We start from the raw sequence: 21,329 nt of genomic DNA, 5'->3' as shown, positions 1-21,329 counted from the left end.
CCCATGGAAAAGAAAGTAGTGTGGCATAAAGTGTTAGATAATAAAAAGAGATTGGCAGAAGGTCGTGTAATGACCGTTACTGCTGCTCATAAAGGTATTTGCTTAACACATTTTAAAGGCAAATTTTCTGCTCTAGATAATAAGTGTCCGCACCAAGGTGGTCCTCTAGGCGAAGGTTCTATTGAAAACGGATTGTTACGTTGCCCGTGGCACGGTTGGGATTTTGACCCATGTACCGGTGTCCCGCCAGGTGGTTTTGATGATGGAATAGAAACTTTTCCAACAAAGGAAGAAGGCGATGAAATTTTTGTGGGTATTGAAGAGGAAGAGAAGCACGCAGAAACTATTTCTGATGTGATGATAGAAACCATGATAAATTGGGGCGTTGATACCGGTTTTGGCATGGTTGGTCATTCAAACTTAGGGGTTGCCGATGCCATGATGCGTCAAGAAGAAAAAGGAAATTTCAGGTTTTTTGGAATACGCCATGAAGGCGCTGCAGCATTTGCGGCATCTGCTTATGGTAAACTAATGGGGAAACCTGCAGTCTGCTTTGGTATTGCAGGTCCGGGTTCTACCAATATGTTTACCGGTATGTGGGATGCTAAAGTAGACCGTTCACCAATGTTGGCACTTTCTGGACAGGTGAATACACAAGTACTGGGAACAGGTGCTTTTCAAGAAGTAGATTTGGTAGGTGCTTTTCAAACCGTAGCCAATTTTAACCATAGTGTGCAACAAAACTCTAAGCATAGTGAGTTAATGAGTTTGGCTATTAAAAGCGCATTGATAAATAGAGATGTATCTCATATTACTTTCCCAGATGAGGTAGCCTTTATGCCAAAGCCAGATAACGAAAAGGCACAGACTCCAGAAGATAGAATTACACCTTTTAATATTTCACCGCCAAGACAAATGGTAGCAAAAGCGGTGGGTATGATTACAGAATCTGAACGACCTGCAATAATCGTAGGGCATGGTGCTCGTTTTCAAATGGATGCTATAATCGCATTTGCAGAAAAATTAAACTGTCCGGTAATCACCACCTTTAAAGGAAAAGGACAAATTTCTGACCATCATGAATTAGGTTGTGGAGTACTTGGTAGAAGCGGAACGCCCATAGCTTCATGGTTTATGAACGAAAGTGATTTATTGATTGTTTTTGGAGCATCGTTTTCTAATCATACAGGTATTACCCCTAAAAAACCTATTATACAGGTAGATTATGACCCAGCAGCTTTAAGTAAATTTCACAAAGTTGATGCTGCCTTATGGGGAGAGATTTCAGAAACCTTGACCATTATAGAAGAACAAACGGAAGGGAAAATAAATACGGTAGATAGACGCCCAGAGATTGCAAAACGATGGGAGATATGGCAAGAAGAAAAAGCTAGTCGATTAAAAGATGAAAGTGCCGTGGGTCTAAGCTCCATTGCAGTATTTGATGCAATGAACAAAGTAGTACCAGACAATGCGGTTATTGCCGTAGATGTTGGTAACAATACCTATTCTTTTGGTCGTTATTTTGAGCCTAAAAATCAATCTGTATTGATGTCGGGTTACTTGGGTTCTATAGGTTTTGCATTACCTGCAGCAATGGGTGCTTGGGCTGCTCAAGGCAACGAAAGACCTATTTGGTCGGTCTCAGGTGATGGTGGCTTTGGTCAGTATTTAGGTGAGATGATGACTTTGGTGAAATACAATATGAACATTAAGCATGTGCTTTTAAACAATTCGGAAATCGGTAAAATTTCAAAGGAGCAAAAAGCGGCTGAATTGGATGTTTGGAAAACTTCTTTACACAATGCTAATTTTTCAAAGTATGCAGAGAATTGTGGAGCACTTGGTATTAGAGTTACCAAAATAGAAGAATTAATACCTGCTTTAGAAAAACTAAAAGCACATGATGGTCCGGCATTACTGGAAATAATCACTGACGCTAGTTTGATTTAAATAAGAAAACATGTTTCAATCATTTAGTATCATATTCTTAATTGCCGCCTTTTTTAGTTACGTTAACTATAAGTGGTTAAAATTACCATCAACCATTGGGTTAATGATTTTAGCTTTGTCAACGGTCGTTTTAATTACATTGACTCAAAATATATTTCCTGCATTTTACCTTTACTTCTGCGATGTGGTAATCAATACAGATTTTAGAAGTCTGTTAATGGACGGTATGTTGAGTTTCTTGCTTTTTGCAGGATCTTTACATGTTAACATAGATGACCTAAAAAAAGAGCGGAAATCCATATTATTGTTTGCAACATTCGGCGTGCTTATTTCTACTACAATAGTCGGTTTTTTAACCTATTATCTTGCTCAATCTTTAAGTATAGAATTACCGTTAATACATGCTTTGCTTTTTGGAGCATTAATTTCGCCAACAGACCCCATAGCGGTAATGTCAATTTTGAAAAAGGCAAATATTCAGAAAAGTTTGGGAGTAAAAATTGAAGGTGAATCTTTGTTTAATGATGGTATTGGTGTTGTAGTGTTTTCTGGTTTGTTAATTGTAGCACGTTTAGATGAAAATAGCAATGAATCCGTAAGTAGTGCAATTGGCGAGCTATTTTTAATGGAAGCCGTTGGTGGAATTGTCTACGGTTTAATTTTAGGTTATATAGGATATAGAGTTATCAAATCTATTAATGAAAATCCGCAATTAGCGGTTTTAATAAGTTTAGCCATTGTCATAGGTGGTTATGCAATAGCTTCGTTACTTCATGTATCCGGACCGTTGGCTATGGTAGTTTCGGGTATGGTCATTGGAAATAAAATTAATATAGCATCAAATAAAGGAATGACTCGCAAAATGCTGAATAATATTTGGGAAGTTCTAGATGATGTATTTAATGCTATTCTGTTCGTTCTAATAGGGTTGTCAATACACCTTCTTAAATTTGACTCGTTATATCTAACATTAGGCTTCTTGTCTATATTCGTGGTGCTTTTGGCTCGTTTTATATCGGTATTATTACCATATAGTTTACTAAAACATGAAGAAAGTAAACCTATAAAAACAGTGGCTATTTTAACCTGGGGAGGCTTACGCGGTGGTATATCCATAGCATTGGCACTTAGTTTGTCAGAAGACCTTTCTGCAGAAATTATATTGTATATCACCTATGTTGTGGTACTGGTGTCGGTACTTGTACAAGGGTTGAGCGTCGGTAAAGTAGCAAAGAAAATATATAGCTAGTAAAATTATTTAATGATGGAAGAATCAGAAAAAGTAATAAAAAAGCAAGAAAAAGCGATTGATAAGCAATTGATTGCCGAATTGGGTATTGATAAAGAGAAACTAAAAGAACTGAAGAAGAAACTAGCAAAAGTTGAACCTCGTTCTGAACGAGGTGCAGAAACTTTGTTTCGTTTGGTATCTAAAAATCAGTATACTTTGAACGCGATGATTGATAGAAAATCGAATATTCTTATTTCCATCAACGCACTTATTTTATCAATTATCCTGGGAACCGTATTAAGTCAGTTAGATAAAGATCCACATCTTATATATCCGGCAATCATAATGTTGGGAACCAATCTCATATCTATAGCTTATGCAGTATTTGCTACTAGACCAGAACTTACACATGGAGATAGAAGCACCAATAACCTTTTGTTCTATGGTAATTTTAATACTATGAATGAAGAAGAGTACACAGAAGAACTTACAGGTCTAATGTACAAAGGGGACGAACTTTATAAGACCATTGCAAGAGATACGTTTCACTTAGGGAAGACAATTGATAGAAAGTTTAAACTACTTAGAACTTCTTTTCATGTTTTCTTAGTAGGTATTATTTTGGCAGTGGTAGGCTTTATAGCTTGCCATATTATGTTTGCTATGTAATCTTAATTTAATGGACCAGCGTTCGTTTTAATTCTAAAGCAACGCTCTTCACCTAAGAAAAGCGGATTTCCATGTTTTTCAGACCAAAATCCGTCTAAAATATCTTTGCTGATACATTGATAAACAGCAACACCTTTATAAATATTACGGTCTTCACCAGTGTATCTAAAGTTGATAACTAGAATATTGTTTTTAAAAAATCCAGTGCCTGTTTGTTGTTGATTAGTGCCTATAGTCCAGTTGGCATTTATTCTGGCATTATCATCTAAAGACAAAATCAGTTTTCCTTTGTAAGAATGCTGTTCGGCATCTTGGTTGCCTCCTAAGATATTGTATTCTCCAACTAAATCTTCAATGGTCATATATGCTGTTTCCTTTTTCAAAAGTATTAAATATTAAATGGATTTATTTTCTGATTCTGTTTACTAAATGAATGGCATAAACTTAGTATACAACATATACTATCAACATGGCAATTTTAAGAATACACAATCAAAGTAAAAGCTTCAATTTATTTTGATGATAGTTATACTGGTAGTAGTTTATTATTTGAAGGAAATGACGATGCTGATATTCCTTTAGAATAAAATGTAAAATTTAAAGTTGTCGTAAAAACAAAAGGACACATTTGGTAGAAGTATATTACCAGTTATCTAATAGTGATCTATCGCTGATATCTACAAAAGAAACTAAGCCATCAACATCTACATTTAAAGTTCAAACTTTTCCTCACTAAAATGGTACTGAAGTATATGTTCATTTTACTTCTAATTATGAAAAAATACATCATAATTTGTACTATGTAAATGCTAAAAATGAAAAAGTGTGGTTGGGTAAAACTCCAGCTCAAGATTTCTATATTTCAGAAATTCTTACAAAAAATGGCATTATTTACTTAGAAGTTCAATTTGAAAGTTTTGAAGGTGCAAATGGTAAAATAATCAGAAAAAGGGTGAATTTGAGGAAGTGATCAAAGTTGTGGTTTAAGTGAAAAATATAATGCTTCGGTTAATGTGGTTTTAGCTAGTTAATTGAGGTAAAACTACTTAAGACATTGTTAATTTAATTAGAAAAATAACGTTGAGGTTCATAGTGGGTTATTATAAAAAATAACTTATGTAAAATCTCCAAAAAAAATATTTTAAAAAAGTTTTAGCTGAAGTATTTCTTTAAGGTTATTTCATATCTATATTCAAATAATTTATTTTAAAACATTGAATTACAGTATTTTATGTTTTATTTTTTAAAGAGATTTTGGCAACTGATTTTGGGCTGAATTTCAAATTGTTGATAACCCTGTTAAAAGCTTAACCGGGTAAATGTAAAATTAAGGTGATTAATTTTCGAACTTTACACCTCGCTTATTACCCACAACATTAACTTTATATTAACATGAAAATCACAGAAGTCATAAAAAGGGATTTTTCAACAAAACCCTTTCATTTACACAAGATAACAAATGCCATTTTAAAGGCTATGACAGCTGTTGAACATGGAGGTCCCAGTGAAGCTGAAACTATCTCTAATAATGTTCATTCAGCACTTTTAGAAAGAAAGGAAGCTGATATCAACTATATTCCTACAGTAGAGGAGGTTCAGGATTTCGTCGAGAATAAATTAATGGAAGCTGGTTTCTTCGATGTTGCTAAAGGATACATTCTTTATAGAAACGAACAAGCACAAAGAAGAAAGTCTAATGTCTTTGAAAAGCGTGTAAATCTTAAGCCATATGAATACCCTGCATTATATGAATATGTGTCTGCAATAAGGCATTCATATTGGATTCATACAGAGTTCAATTTTACAAGTGATATTCAAGATTTTAAAACAGGGTTGACGGATATTGAGCGAAATGCAATCAAGAACACCATGTTGGCAATTTCTCAGATAGAAGTTGCGGTAAAAAGTTTTTGGGGAGATATCTATCACAAAATGCCTAAGCCAGAAATTGGATCTGTAGGTGCAACTTTTGCGGAAAGTGAAGTAAGACATCATGATGCTTATTCACACTTGTTAGAGATATTAGGGTTGAACGAAGAGTTTAAGAATTTGAAGAAGAAGCCTGTTATAATGAAAAGGGTTCATTATTTAGAAACGGCTCTTAAAAACTCTAAGAGTGAGGATAATCAAGAATATGCAGAATCTGTTTTATTGTTCTCTTTATTTATAGAACATGTGTCTTTATTTTCTCAGTTCTTGATCATTATGGCTTTTAATAAGCATAAGAACATGTTTAAAGGTATTTCAAACGTGGTAGAGGCTACTTCTAAAGAAGAGCAGATTCACGGTGATTTTGGAATTGATATAATAAATATTATTAAGGACGAAAATCCTACATGGTTCAGTAAAGAATTCCATGGGTCTGTACAAGAAATGTGTAAAGAAGCATTTGTATCAGAAAGTGATATTATAGATTGGATTTTTGAAGCTGGTGAAATAGATTTCTTACCTAAGAATTTGGTGAAGGAATTCATTAAAAAGAGATTTAACGATTCTATTGAAAGTATAGGAATCGAAAAAATATTTGACGTAGACGAAGAATTACTGTCGCAAACAGAATGGTTCGATGATGAAATAATCGGAACTAAACATGGCGATTTCTTCGTAAAACGCTCTATCAACTATAGCAAAAGAACACAAAGTATAACCAGTGACGACTTATTTTAAATGAACGATTCAAAAATTAAATTAGAGACTAGCATACAAGAAGAAGTAAAACTGAATGGTTCAAATGAACTGGTACAGGCTAGGAAAGAAGCGCTTAAAAGCCTAAAAGAAGATAAAAAAGAAGGTTTTAAGTGGTTAAATGAAGATAGCCGTAACTTTTTAGGTTCTGGTTACTTATCACCGGGTATTTCTGCGGAAACTCGTATTCGTGAAATTGCTGATAGAGCAGAAAAGATATTGGGCATGCCTGGTTTTTCAGACAAGTTCTATGGTTATATGAGTGAAGGTTTTTACTCTTTGGCTTCACCGGTTTGGTCTAATTTCGGAAAAGAAAGAGGATTGCCAATTAGCTGTTTTGGTTCTAATATTGCTGATGACATGGGTAACATTCTGTATACACAGTCAGAAGTAGGTATGATGTCTAAATTAGGTGGTGGTACATCAGGTTACTTTGGTAATATTAGGCATAGAGGGGCAGAGGTGAAGAATAATGGTAAAGCTTCTGGAGCGGTACACATTATGCAGCTTTTTGAATCTATGGTAGATGTTGTTAGTCAGGGTTCTGTTCGTCGTGGTCGTTTTTCTCCATATTTACCAGTAGAGCATGCAGATATTAAAGAGTTTTTGGAAATTGGTACTGAAGGGAACCCAATTCAAGAGCTTACTCATGGTGTTACCGTAACTAATGAGTGGATGCAAGAGATGGTAGATGGCGATAATGAAAAGCGTTCTATCTGGGCTAAAGTATTACAGAGAAGAGGTGAAATGGGGTATCCGTACATTTTCTTCAAGGATAACGCTAACAATGGTGCTTCAGACGTTTACAAAGAAAAAGGACATAAAATTCATGCAAGTAACCTTTGTACAGAAATCATGTTACCATCAAGTGACGAATGGTCTTTTGTATGTGTATTGTCATCTGTAAACGTTCTACATTATGACAAATGGAAAGATACCGATGCAGTAGAAACAATGGTATTCTTTTTAGATGCTGTTATTACTGAGTTCTGTGAAAAATTAGAGGTATACCGTGATTCTGAAAGTCGTGAAGATCGCCAAACGTTCATGTTTATGGAGCGTGCTTATAACTTTGCAAAAGATAACCGTGCTTTAGGTTTAGGAGTATTGGGATGGCATTCATTGTTACAATCTAAGATGTTGCCTTTTAACAGTCAAGAAGCATACAACTTGAATAGTGAAATATTCAAAACAATTAAAGATAAATCATATAGTGCCTCTGCAGAATTAGCTGTTAAATTTGGTGAGCCAGAAGTATTAAAAGGATATGGTAGAAGAAACGCAACGTTGAATGCAATTGCACCAACAACATCTTCTGCGTTTATCTTAGGTCAAGTATCTCAAGGTATTGAGCCAATATGGTCTAATACATATGTAAAGGATATAGCGAAGGTAAAAACTACTATTAGAAATCCATTCTTGGTAGAGCTTTTAGAGGAAAAAGGAATGAATACCACAGCAGTATGGCATAGTATTCGTGATTTTGACGGTTCGGTACAGCATTTAGACTTTCTTTCAGATTTAGAGAAAGACGTATTTAAAACGTATTCTGAAATAGACCAGATGGATATTATCTATCAGGCAGCGAACAGACAAAATCATATTGATCAAGGGCAGTCAGTGAATATTATTGTTCACCCAGATATGCCGGTTAAAGAAATCAATAAGATTCACGTAACTGCATGGAAATTAGGTTTAAAATCATTGTACTACCAACATAGTATGAACGCAGCACAAAAGTTTAAGCAAAAGAAAGATTGTGCAAGTTGTGAGGCGTAGAGTCTTACAGGTTCAAAAATAGACTTTTAGAAAGTGGTGTATTGGCAAGGTGTTAAAGCTTTGTTTATACACCATTTTTTTATTTTTAACTATGAATTTATTTTATTTAAAAATCATTATAAAATTGATTATTTTTTCTTTTAATTAATCAAATTTACTGCACTACAAAACTTTGATTTTTTGTAAGAATTTTAAAATTTAACCCTTTTCTACATATTGAAATCCCAATTAATATTAGAGAAAAAACATTCTTTATCCGTTTAATAACATGATAAAGGCGGTATATTTTCTAATTTTTATTTGAAAATAAAAATTAGTCGTTAAGTATTGAATTTAAAGGGCTTATCGATAAAATGCTCTTTTTATCTTATTATTGGTATACAATAATTGCAGTTTTACATACACTTCTCTCTTATCTCACAACATTTTATCTTCTTATACATGTGTCGGTAAGTATCTTTAAAATAATAACATATTTTTTGTAGTCTAATTTATATTTTATTAAAAAACTATACATCTAAAAAATCCCCTGCTATGAATTTTTTCGATTTTCAATTATTATCATTTTTGTCCATTACGGTCAAAAGAAACTTTCAGTTTACTGGTCGATACAAAACGACATATTGGTCTTCAAATATAAATTACTTAAATAAAATTTGATTTTTTTTAAAAGGTCAAATTCTTCTAGCTGTTATGCTATTGAATGAATCTGACGTAATTAAAAGTTAGAATACTATAATATTTTACACATTACCAACAAGATTTTAGAATCTAGTTTAGGTCTTCAATAAATTGCCATGAATATAAAGACTTCCATAATTAAGAACTGTATAACATTTCTTTTTTTATTTTTTATAACTGCCGCATCTTATGCACAGCTTAGTGATTTGCATTACTTACCGCCTTTGAGACAAAGAGCTGCGGATATGAATAATCAAGCTGTTTATTTATCTACACCAGAAACGACACCTTTCGATGTATATATCTATCAAGGCACATCTACAGTACCGGTTATTGTCAGTGTATCCAATTCCAATCCATATGTTTATGCTTTGCCAAATGGTAATAATGATATCACAATGGTAAATGCAACCAATGTAGGAATTGTTTTAAGTGATAGTGGACTTCGATTTGAAGCTCCGGGAGGAGGAAAATTTTATGTCAACTATAGAGGAAGAAATAGTGCGCAAGGTGCGTCATTGACTGCAAAAGGTAGAGCCGCATTTGGTACGCATTTTAAATGGGGAGGGGTTCCATTAATACGAAATAGAAATATTCATAATGCCACTTTGGGTATTATGGCAACTGAAGACAATACAACGATTACTATTTCTGACTATGATCCAAATTGTGAATTTAGATTACAAGCGGATGTTTTTGGGCTCACAGATGACACTATTACAGTAACCCTTAACAAAGGTCAGAGTTATGTTGTTGAAAGTAGAGGTGCTGGTGTAGATGCCAATAAAGACGGTTGGCTTGGTGCAGATATTCTTTCTGATAAAGATATTGTTATCAGTAATGGTAATATTTTAGTAGGTGTAGTTGAAACGTCTAATGCTCAAGATGCGGGTATTGATCAACCTGTGCCCATAGAGAGTGTAGGTAGAGAATATGTTTTTGTAAGAGGTGGTGGTTCAGATAGATTAGAATTTCCAATAATAATAGGTACAGTTAATGGTACTGATATATTCGTTAATGGATCTTCAACACCAATTGCCACAATTAACGAAGGAGAATACTATTTAATTCCAGGTTCTAATTATTCAGGTTCAACAGCAGGTAGCAATATTACGGTCACAACTTCTAATAATGTGTATGCCTATCAGAGTTTAGCGGGTAGTACTAGTGTTGCAACTACAGGATTAAACTTTATTGCGCCTGTCAACTGTTTGTTGCCTAATACATTAAGCAATATAGTAAATATAGAAGATTTAGTTGGGGTTAATATTTCGGGAGGACTTACAATTTTGGCATCGACAACGACTTTAGATGAAAATATAATCGTAACAGATGGTACAGGTACAGTAACTATGCCTGCTGCTCAAATGGCTTCAGGGTTACCGTGGAAAAGTTTTTACTTACCTAACCTTTCAGGAAATGTTTCCGTAGAATCTACTGGACCTATAGCAGTAGGTGTTGTAGGTCTAAGTGGTGCATTGGGTTTAGGTGGATATTTTTCTGGTTTCGATACGGTTCCGGTAGTAGATTATACTATTTCAGGAGGCGGATGTTTAGGTGGCGAAATAGAATTACTTAGTAGTTTTGATACCTATCAATGGTATAAGGATAATGTACTGATTCCAGGTGCTAATTCATCGACAATCACCCCAACCGAAATTGGTGATTACTTCGTTAAGGTTTCAGCAGGTGGGTGTTTTTATGACTCTAATGTAATTAATATGTATTACTGCAACCCAGATATAGCGGTTGTAAAAACAGCTGATAAAAATGTTTATTCGGAAGATGAATCCGTAACATTTACAATTACAGTTGAAAGTTTAGGTATTAATGATGTTACAAATGTTGTTATAAATGATGTTTTACCTTCAGGTTTGTCATTAACTAGTGCAACGCCATCTTCAGGATCATGGACTTCTCCAAATTGGAGTATTGGTACCATGACAAAAGGAGAACAACAAACGTTGACCATTGTAGCCACACCAGATGTAATTGAGGCGACTACAAAAGAGATAACAGTAACTAATACGGTTTCTAATAGTCAAGATCAGGTAGACTCCAACGAGACATTAGACGATTTAGAAGAAACTATAATAATAGAAAATAGTGATGATGACGGGGACGGAGATCCAGATACAAGTGATCCTGACCCTAACGATCCTTGTGTATATAGTTCAAATCAAAATACAGCAAATGTAGATCCAATTTGGAATGCTACTGATTGTGATGGTGATGGAGAAACAAATGGAACAGAGGTTTCAAATGGTACAGATCCATCAGACCCTTGTTCGGTTACCAACGAAACAGTTCCTTTGACTACAGCTGAAAATTATGCAGTTTGGGCAGCTGCGGATTGTGATAATGATGGAAATATAAATGATACGGATCCAAATCCTTTTGCGCCAACTGCTACAGATGATTATACTAATGCAGATGTAGGGGTAGCAAAAGTATTCAATATTTTAAATAACGATGATTTTTTAGTTGGTAGCACTATTACAGATTTAGGTACAGGTACTGCAGCAGGTATTATAGCTATCAATCAAGCAACAGGTGAAATAACATATACAGCTTTAGTAAGCGAAAATCCTAGTACGGTTACCATAGATTACCGCGTATGTAACGGTAGCGTATGTGATACAGCTACATACTTCATTACTATTCCTGCTTGTGCAGATGCAGATGGTGACAATGTTTGTGATGTTGCTGAAGATGCATCTACTATCAACGATCCGTGTGCTCCTCAAAGTGATTCATATTGGCAACCTCAAGGTACCAATGATTGTGATGGTGACGGCTTAACAAATGATGAAGAAGCAACGGCAGGTACTGACCCCTATAATGCAGATAGTGATGGAGATGGTATTGATGACGGTACAGAAGTAAATACAGATAATACAGATCCAACAAACGATTGTGAGTCTATTGGTGGTACTCCTTTAAGTACAAGTGATTGTGATAATGACGGATTAACGGAAGCCGAAGAGGCAACGGCTGGTACAGACCCAACAAATCCGGATTCTGATGGAGATGGTGTATTGGATGGTACGGAAATAACCGTAGATGGAACCGATCCTTTAAACCTATGTAGTTATGATATTGCTAGCGCAACGGAAACTCCTTCTGTAGCTTGGAATACAGCAGATTGTGATGGTGATGGAATCGATAACCAAACTGAAGCTACCAATAATACAGATTCTCTTGACCCTTGTGATCCGGTTCAGGCCGCAGGTTATACAGGTTACGACGCTAGCAATGCCATTTGGGCAGCAGCGGATTGTGACGCTGACGGAGTTACCAATGGAACGGAAGATACCAACGGAACAGATCCATACAGTGGCGACACTGATGGCGATGGTGTTCCCGATAATACGGATTCAGCTCCTTTAGATCCTTGTGATCCAGTTCAGGCCGCAGGTTATACAGGTTACGATGCAAGCAACGCTATTTGGGCAGCTGCTGATTGTGATAATGATGGCGTGACCAATGGAACAGAAGATACCAACGGAACAGATCCTTACAATACGGATACCGATGGTGATGGTGTTCCCGATAATACAGATACAGATGCTTTAAATCCATGTGATCCGGTTCAGGTCGCAGGTTACACAGGTTACGACGCGAGCAATGCCATTTGGGCAGCAGCGGATTGTGATGGTGACGGAGTTACCAATGGTTCTGAAGTTACCAATGGTACCGATCCTTATAATACGGATACCGATGGTGACGGAGTTCCCGATAATACGGACAGTGATGCTCTAGATCCATGTGATCCGGTTCAGGCCGCAGGTTATACAGGTTACGACGCTAGCAATGCCATTTGGGCGGCAGCGGATTGTGACGCTGACGGAGTAACAAATGGAACGGAAGATACCAACGGAACGGATCCATACAGTGGCGACACTGATGGCGATGGTGTTCCCGATAATACGGATTCAGCTCCTTTAGATCCTTGTGATCCAGTTCAGGCCGCAGGTTATACTGGTTACGATGCAAGCAACGCTATTTGGGCAGCTGCTGATTGTGATAATGATGGCGTGACCAATGGAACGGAAGATACCAATGGTACGGATCCTTACAATACGGATACCGATGGTGATGGTGTTCCCGATAATACGGACAGTGATGCATTGGACCCTTGTGATCCGGTTCAGGTCGCAGGTTACACAGGTTACGACGCGAGCAATGCTATTTGGGCAGCAGCGGATTGTGATGGTGACGGAGTAACAAATGGAACAGAGAATACCAATGGAACGGACCCTTACAATACGGACACCGATGGTGACGGCGTTCCCGATAATACGGATTCAGCTCCTTTAGATCCATGTGATCCGGTTCAGGCCGCAGGTTACACAGGTTATGACGCTAGCAATGCCATTTGGGCAGCAGCGGATTGTGATAATGATGGAGTAACAAACGGAACGGAAGATACCAACGGAACGGATCCATACAGTGGCGACACCGATGGTGATGGTGTTCCCGATAGTACGGATACAGCTCCTTTAGATCCATGTGATCCGGTTCAGGCCGCAGGTTATACAGGTTATGACGCTACCAATGCCATTTGGGCAGCAGCGGATTGTGATGGTGACGGAGTTACCAATGGTTCTGAAGTTACCAATGGTACCGATCCTTATAATACGGATACCGATGGTGACGGAGTTCCCGATAATACGGACAGTGATGCTCTAGATCCATGTGATCCGGTTCAGACCGCAGGTTATACAGGTTACGACGCTAGCAATGCCATTTGGTCAGCAGCGGATTGTGATGGTGACGGAGTTACCAATGGTTCTGAAGTTACCAATGGTACCGATCCTTATAATACAGATACCGATGGTGATGGTGTTCCCGATAATACGGATTCAGCTCCTTTAGATCCTTGTGATCCAGTTCAGGCCGCAGGTTATACAGGTTACGATGCAAGCAACGCTATTTGGGCAGCTGCTGATTGTGATAATGATGGCGTGACCAATGGAACGGAAGATACCAATGGTACGGATCCTTACAATACGGATACCGATGGTGATGGTGTTCCCGATAATACAGATACAGATGCTTTAAATCCATGTGATCCGGTTCAGGCCGCAGGTTACACAGGTTACGACGCGAGCAATGCCATTTGGGCAGCAGCGGATTGTGATAATGATGGAGTAACAAACGGAACGGAAGATACCAACGGAACGGATCCATACAGTGGCGACACCGATGGTGATGGTGTTCCCGATAATACGGATTCAGATGCTTTAAATCCTTGTGATCCAGTTCAGGCCGCAGGTTATACAGGTTATGACGCTAGCAATGCCATTTGGGCAGCAGCGGATTGTGATAATGACGGAGTAACAAACGGAACAGAAGATACCAACGGAACAGATCCATACAGTGGCGACACCGATGGTGATGGTGTTCCCGATAGTACGGATACAGCTCCTCTAGATCCTTGTGATCCTGTGCAGGCTGCAGGTTATACAGGTTACGACGCGAGCAATGCCATTTGGGCAGCTGCGGATTGTGACGGTGACGGAGTTACCAATGGTTCTGAAGTTACCAATGGTACCGATCCTTACAATACGGACACCGATGGAGACGGTGTTCCCGATAATACGGACAGTGATGCTTTAGACCCTTGTGACCCGGTTCAGGCCGCAGGTTATACAGGTTACGACGCGAGCAACGCTATTTGGGCAGCAGCGGATTGTGACGCTGACGGAGTAACAAATGGAACGGAAGATACCAACGGAACAGATCCATACAGTGGCGACACTGATGGCGATGGTGTTCCCGATAATACGGATTCAGCTCCTCTAGATCCTTGTGATCCGGTTCAGGTAGCAGGTTATACAGGTTACAATGCAAACAATGCTATTTGGGCAGCAGCTGATTGTGATGGTGATGGAGTGACCAATGGAACGGAAGATACCAACGGAACAGATCCATACAGTGACGACACTGATGGTGATGGTGTTCCCGATAATACAGATTCAGATGCTTTAAATCCATGTGATCCGGTTCAGGCCGCAGGTTATACAGGTTATGATGCAAGCAATGCCATTTGGGCAGCTGCGGATTGTGATAGTGATGGAGTAACAAACGGAACAGAGGATACCAATGGAACTGATCCCTATAATACCGATACCGATGGTGATGGTGTTCCTGACAACACAGATGCTGATGCTTTAAATCCTTGTGATCCGGTTCAGGCCGCAGGTTATACAGGTTATGATGCTAGCAATGCCATTTGGGCAGCAGCGGATTGTGACGCTGACGGTGTAACAAACGGAACGGAAGATACCAATGGAACAGATCCATACAGTGACGACACCGATGGTGACGGCGTTCCCGATAATACGGACAGTGATGCATTAGATCCATGTTTGCCAGCACAAGCTCCTGGTTATACAGGTTTTGATTCTAGCAATGCTATTTGGGCAGCGGCCGATTGTGATGATGATGGAAATAATAATGGTACAGATCCTAATCCTTTTGCTCCAACAGCAACAGATGATTATACAACAGCCACAGTATTGGTTGAGAAAACAGTAAATATTTTATTCAATGACGACTTTTTACCAGGTAGTATAATTACAGACCTAGGTACAGGTAGTGCAGCAGGTATGATTGTAATAAATCAAACAACAGGTGAAATTTCTTATACGCCTACCAATGCAGAAAATAATACCACGGTAACTATAGATTACCGAGTTTGTAATGGTACAATTTGTGCAGATGCTATTTTCTCTATTGAGACGCCTGAATGTCAAGATTTGGACAATGATAATATTTGTGATTTAGCAGATATTGATGACACTGACCCATGTGTAGATAATGGGCATCCAGATTGGCGTCCTCAAGGGACCAATGATTGTGATGGAGATGGTCTTACCAACGATGAAGAAACTACAGCAGGAACAGATCCGGCAAATCCAGATACTGATGGCGACGGAATTTTAGATGGAACAGAAGTGAAAACTGATTTAACGGATCCGTTGGATGATTGTAATTCTAATGGAGGAAGTCCATTAGGAACAAGCGACTGTGATAATGATGGTTTAACAACAGATGAAGAAACTACTGCAGGTACGGATCCTACAAATGCAGATTCTGATGGCGATGGTGTCTTGGATGGAACTGAAATTAATATAAATGGAACAGATCCTTTAGACTTATGTAGCTATATTATCGGTAGTGCAACAGTTGCACCTTCAGCAGCTTGGAATACTGGTGATTGTGATGGTGATGGAGTGAATAATCAAACAGAGGTAACCAATAATACGGATTCCCTTGATCCATGTGATCCGTTACAGGCAGCAGGTTATACAGGTTACGATGCAAGCAATGCTATTTGGGCAGCAGCGGATTGTGACGGAGATGGCGTGACCAATGGAACGGAAAATACCAATGGTACCGATCCATATAATACCGATACCGATGGTGATGGTGTTCCCGATAATACGGATAGTACCGCTTTAGATCCTTGTGCTCCTGTTCAAGCAGCAGGTTATAAAGGTTACGATGCAAGCAATACCATTTGGGCAGCTGCTGATTGTGATAGTGATGGAGTAACAAATGGAACAGAAGATACCAATGGTACCGATCCTTATAATACAGATACCGATGGAGACGGAGTTCCTGATAACACGGATAGCGATGCATTAGATCCTTGTGATCCAGTTCAAGCAGCAGGTTACACAGGTTACGATGCGAGCAATGTTATTTGGGCAGCTGCGGATTGTGATAGTGACGGAATTGCAAATGGAACGGAGGATACTAATGGTACTGATCCTTATAATACGGATACCGATGGTGATGGTGTTCCCGATAATACAGATAGTGACGCTCTAGACCCTTGCGATCCAATACAGACAGCAGGTTATACAGGTTATGATGCAAGCAATGCTATTTGGGCAGCTGCAGATTGTGATAATGATGGCGTGACCAATGGAACGGAAGATACCAATGGTACGGATCCTTACAATACGGATACCGATGGTGATGGTGTCCCTGATAATACTGACAGTGATGCTTTAGATCCTTGCGATCCGGTACAGGCAGCAGGTTATACAGGTTATGATGCAAGCAATGCTATTTGGGCAGCTGCGGATTGTGATAATGATGGCGTGTCCAATGGATTAGAAGATACCAATGGTACCGATCCTTATAATACCGATACCGATGGTGATGGTGTCCCTGATAATACTGACAGTGATGCTTTAGATCCTTGCGATCCGGTTCAAGCGGCTGGTTATACAGGTTACGATGCAAGCAATGCTATTTGGGCAGCTGCTGATTGTGATAGTGACGGAATTGCAAATGGTACTGAAGTAACTAATGGTACCGATCCATATAATACAGATTCCGATGGTGACGGTGTTCCCGATAATACGGATAGTGCCCCTTTAGATCCTTGTGCTCCGGTACAGGCAGCAGGTTATACAGGTTACGATGCAAGCAATGCTATTTGGGCAGCAGCGGATTGTGATAGTGATGGAGTAACAAACGAAACGGAAGATACCAACGGAACAGATCCATATAATACCGATACGGATGGTGATGGTGTCCCCGATAACACGGATAGCGATGCTTTAGATCCTTGTAATCCAGTTCAAGCAGCAGGTTACACAGGTTACGATGCGAACAATGCTATTTGGGCAGTAGCGGATTGTGATGGTGACGGAATTGCAAATGGAACGGAGGATACTAATGGTACCGATCCATATAATACCGATACCGATGGTGATGGTGTTCCCGATAATACGGATAGTGATGCTTTAGACCCTTGCGATCCGGTACAGGCAGCAGGTTATATAGGTTACGATGCAAGCAATGCTATTTGGGCAGCTGCGGATTGTGACTCGGATGGAGTAACAAATGGAACAGAGGATACCAATGGAACGGACCCTTATAATACGGATACCGATGGCGACGGCGTTCCTGATGATATTGATTCAGATGCATTAAATCCATGTGATCCAGTTCAAGCGGCTGGTTATACAGGTTATGATGCAAGCAATGCCATTTGGGCAGCTGCGGATTGTGATAGTGATGGAGTAACAAATGGAACAGAAGATACAAATGGTACCGATCCTTATAATACAGATACCGATGGTGATGGCATTCCCGATAATACGGATAGTGACGCATTAAATCCTTGTGATTCAGTTCAGGCAGCAGGTTATACAGGTTATGATGCAAGCAATGCTATTTGGGCAGCAGCTGATTGTGATTCTGATGGAATAACGAATGGGACGGAAGATACCAATGGCACCGATCCTTATAACAATGATACCGATGGTGACGGCATTCTTGATGATATTGATTCAGATGCTTTAGATCCTTGTGATCCTATTCAAGCAGCAGGTTATACAGGTTACGATGCAAGCAATGCTATTTGGGCAGCTGCAGATTGTGATAACGATGGAGTAACAAATGGAACGGAAGATACCAATGGTACCGACCCTTATAATACCGATACCGATGGTGACGGAGTTCCTGATAACACGGATAGCGATACTTTAGATCCATGTGACCCAGTTCAGGCTGCAGGTTATACAGGTTATGATGCAAGCAATGCTATTTGGGCAGCAGCGGATTGTGATGGAGACGGAATAATCAATAGTATAGAGGTAACTAATGGTACCGATCCTTATAATACGGATACCGATGGCGACGGCGTTCCCGATAACACGGATAGTGACGCTTTAGACCCTTGTAATCCAGTTCAAGTAGCTGGTTACATAGGCTATGATGTTAGTAATGCTATCTGGGCAGCTGCAGATTGTGACGGAGATGGTGTAAGTAACGGAGTAGAAGATTCTAATGGTACAGATCCATATAATACGGATACTGACGGAGACGGTGTTCCTGACAATGCTGATGCTGAAGGAACCAATCCTTGTGATCCAATTCAGATTGCAGGTTATACAGGTTACAATGCAAACAATGCCATTTGGGCAGGTGCTGATTGTGACGGAGACGGGATAACAAATGGAACAGAAGATTCCAATGGAACGGATCCTTATGATACCGATACTGATGGTGATGGTGTTCCTGACAACACAGATGCAGATGCTTTGAATCCTTGTGATCCAGTTCAAGCTGAAGGTTATACAGGTTACGATGCAAGCAATGCTATTTGGGCAGCTGCGGATTGTGACGGAGATGGAGTCACTAATGATACTGAAGTGGCCAATGGTACAGACCCTTATAATAATGATACTGACGGCGACGGAATCCCTGATGATATTGATTCAGATGCTTTAGATCCTTGTGATCCAGTTCAGGCAGCAGGTTATATTGGTTATGATGCAAGTAATGCTATTTGGGCAGCTGCAGATTGTGATGGTGACGGAGTTACTAATGGTACTGAAGTGGCCAATGGTACGGACCCTTATAATACGGATACGGATGGAGACGGAGTTCCAGATGATTTGGATTCAGATGCATTAAATCCATGTGATCCGGTTCAAGCGGCTGGTTATACAGATTACGATGCAAGCAATGCTATTTGGGCAGCTGCTGATTGTGATGGTGATGGAATAACTAACGGAGTGGAAGATACGAATGGTACAGATCCTTATAACACGGATACCGATGGCGACGGAATTCCTGATGATATTGATTCAGATGCTTTAGACCCTTGTAATCCGGTTCAGACAACAGGTTATACAGGTTATGATGCAAGTAATGCTATTTGGGCAGCTGCTGATTGTGATGGTGATGGAATAACTAACGGCGTGGAAGATACAAATGGTACAGATTCTTACAATAATGATACAGATGGTGATGGTGTTTCAGATAATTTGGAAACAGTTAATGGCTCTGATGCATTGAATCCTTGCGATCCTATTCAAGTAGCTGGTTATACTGGCTATGATGCAAGCAATGCTATTTGGGCAGCTGCAGATTGTGATGGAGACGGAATTATTAATAGTACAGAGGTTACTAACGGCACAGATCCATATAATACGGATACCGATGGAGATGGTGTTCCTGATGATATTGATACTGATGCGTTAAATCCATGTGCTCCAGTCCAGGTTGCAGGTTACACAGGTTATGATGCAGATAATGCCATTTGGGCAGCGGCTGATTGTGATGGTGATGGAATTGATAATGGAACTGAATTTACAAACGGAACCGATGCATATAACACAGATACAGATGGAGATGGTATAACTGATGGTTTGGAAGATTCGAATGGAACGGATCCTTTAAATCCTTGTGACCCTATTCAAGTAGCAGGTTATGATGGTTACGATGTAAGTAATGCTATTTGGGCAGCTGCTGATTGTGATGGTGATGGAATCGATAATGGTACTGAAGTTACCAATGGTACCGATCCTTACAACAATGATACTGATGGAGATGGTGTTTCAGATGATTTAGAAACAACAAATGGTACAGATTTATTAGATCCATGTGATCCAGAACAAGCAATTGGTTACACAGGGTATTTCGAAAGTAACACCATTTGGGCTTCTGCAGATTGTGATGGAGATGGTATTGTAAATGGAACTGAAGTTACTAACGGTACAGATCCTTATAATGAGGATACAGATGGAGATGGTATTTCAGATAGTCAAGAAATTTCTGACGGCACAGATCCATTGAACGATTGTGATTCAAATGGAGGAGCTCCATTAGGGACTTCGGATTGTGATGAAGATGGATTGACAACTGATGAAGAAGCATCTTTAGGTACCGATCCTAATGATCCTGATTCAGATGATGATGGTATTTTAGATGGACAGGAATTATTGGATGCAACAAATCCTTTAGATGATTGTGACCATGTAGGTGGTACAGCATTGCCAGATAGTGATTGTGATGGAGATGGATTGACTACATCCCAAGAGGATGCGATAGGAACAGATTCTTACAATGCGGATACCGATGGTGATACTATACCGGATGGACAAGAAGTTGAGGATGGCACTGATCCATTGGACCCATGTGATTCAATTGGTGGTGTTCCTACCTTAGATGCTGGTTGTAATGCAGAAGTAGTTGACTCTGGTATAGCGGTTGCCAATGAGGTTATTACACCTGACGGTGACGGTACGAACGACTTTTTCAGAATAGAAAATATCGAGTCTTTCCCTAACAATACGGTACAGATTTATAACCGTTGGGGAATCGTGGTATACGAGATGAGCGGCTACGATAACAACACCAATGTATTCAGGGGAGCATCTGATGGTAGAGCTACCATTGGTCAAGATGAAGAATTGCCAGTGGGTGTCTATTTCTATGTAATCAAGTATAATAACAACGGAGATAACTTGGACAAGTCCGGCTACCTATACATCAACAGATAAAAAAATCCCCTTTA

The 21,329-nt window shown here is 39.1% G+C and carries 7 protein-coding genes; 6 read left to right on the top strand and 1 reads right to left on the bottom strand.

All coding sequences use genetic code 11. The annotated features are described in order from the left end of the window. The first annotated feature begins 3 nt into the window (after positions 1-3). Genes UH1x_RS02405 through UH1x_RS02395 form a run of 3 tightly spaced genes read left to right on the top strand, consistent with a single transcriptional unit; the run spans position 4 to position 3,853 of the window. The gene (locus tag UH1x_RS02405; RefSeq protein ID WP_482624825.1) at positions 4-1,953 is read left to right on the top strand and encodes a thiamine pyrophosphate-dependent enzyme; all 1,950 of its coding nucleotides are present in this window, start codon (positions 4-6) and stop codon (positions 1,951-1,953) included. Between the two features lie 10 nt (positions 1,954-1,963). Then, positions 1,964-3,202, top strand: coding sequence for a cation:proton antiporter (locus UH1x_RS02400; protein WP_482624823.1), 1,239 nt, complete (start codon positions 1,964-1,966; stop codon positions 3,200-3,202). 15 nt (positions 3,203-3,217) lie between these two features. After that, entirely contained in the window at positions 3,218-3,853 is a 636-nt protein-coding gene (locus UH1x_RS02395; protein WP_299323992.1) for a Pycsar system effector family protein, read from the top strand. Positions 3,854-3,855: 2 nt separating this feature from the next. On the opposite strand, the gene UH1x_RS02390 is transcribed toward UH1x_RS02395, so the two are convergent. After that, a complete protein-coding gene (locus UH1x_RS02390; RefSeq protein WP_482626478.1) occupies positions 3,856-4,215 on the bottom strand; it encodes a hypothetical protein in 360 nt (119 codons plus the stop codon). 1,030 nt (positions 4,216-5,245) lie between these two features. On the opposite strand from UH1x_RS02390, the gene UH1x_RS02385 reads away from it, so the two are divergent. The 3 genes from UH1x_RS02385 to UH1x_RS02375 all read left to right on the top strand — a co-directional run bounded on the left by UH1x_RS02385 (position 5,246) and on the right by UH1x_RS02375 (position 21,315). Then, positions 5,246-6,520: a ribonucleotide-diphosphate reductase subunit beta gene (locus tag UH1x_RS02385; protein WP_482624821.1), complete on the top strand. Its 1,275-nt coding sequence runs from the start codon at positions 5,246-5,248 to the stop codon at positions 6,518-6,520. Then, positions 6,521-8,317 carry a ribonucleoside-diphosphate reductase subunit alpha gene (locus UH1x_RS02380; RefSeq protein WP_482624819.1) on the top strand — a complete coding sequence of 599 codons (1,797 nt, stop codon included), beginning with the start codon at positions 6,521-6,523 and terminating at the stop codon, positions 8,315-8,317. Positions 8,318-9,114: 797 nt separating this feature from the next. Then, positions 9,115-21,315 carry a T9SS type B sorting domain-containing protein gene (locus UH1x_RS02375; protein WP_482624817.1) on the top strand — a complete coding sequence of 4,067 codons (12,201 nt, stop codon included), beginning with the start codon at positions 9,115-9,117 and terminating at the stop codon, positions 21,313-21,315. Positions 21,316-21,329: the final 14 nt, after the last annotated feature.

The sequence above is a fragment of the Maribacter sp. UH1 genome (genome assembly GCF_056839145.1).
Note: the sequence above shows the minus strand (reverse complement) of the source record. Positions and strands in the feature narration are given on the sequence as shown.

What these genes read in the sequence shown, in the direction of transcription:
- UH1x_RS02405 (WP_482624825.1), top strand. Translation starts at nt 4, where the DNA reads ATGGAAAAGAAAGTAGTGTGGCATAAAGTGTTAGATAATAAAAAGAGA.
- UH1x_RS02395 (WP_299323992.1), top strand. Translation starts at nt 3,218, where the DNA reads ATGGAAGAATCAGAAAAAGTAATAAAAAAGCAAGAAAAAGCGATTGAT.
- UH1x_RS02400 (WP_482624823.1), top strand. Translation starts at nt 1,964, where the DNA reads ATGTTTCAATCATTTAGTATCATATTCTTAATTGCCGCCTTTTTTAGT.
- UH1x_RS02385 (WP_482624821.1), top strand. Translation starts at nt 5,246, where the DNA reads ATGAAAATCACAGAAGTCATAAAAAGGGATTTTTCAACAAAACCCTTT.
- UH1x_RS02375 (WP_482624817.1), top strand. Translation starts at nt 9,115, where the DNA reads ATGAATATAAAGACTTCCATAATTAAGAACTGTATAACATTTCTTTTT.
- UH1x_RS02390 (WP_482626478.1), bottom strand. Translation starts at nt 4,215, where the DNA reads ATGACCATTGAAGATTTAGTTGGAGAATACAATATCTTAGGAGGCAAC.
- UH1x_RS02380 (WP_482624819.1), top strand. Translation starts at nt 6,521, where the DNA reads ATGAACGATTCAAAAATTAAATTAGAGACTAGCATACAAGAAGAAGTA.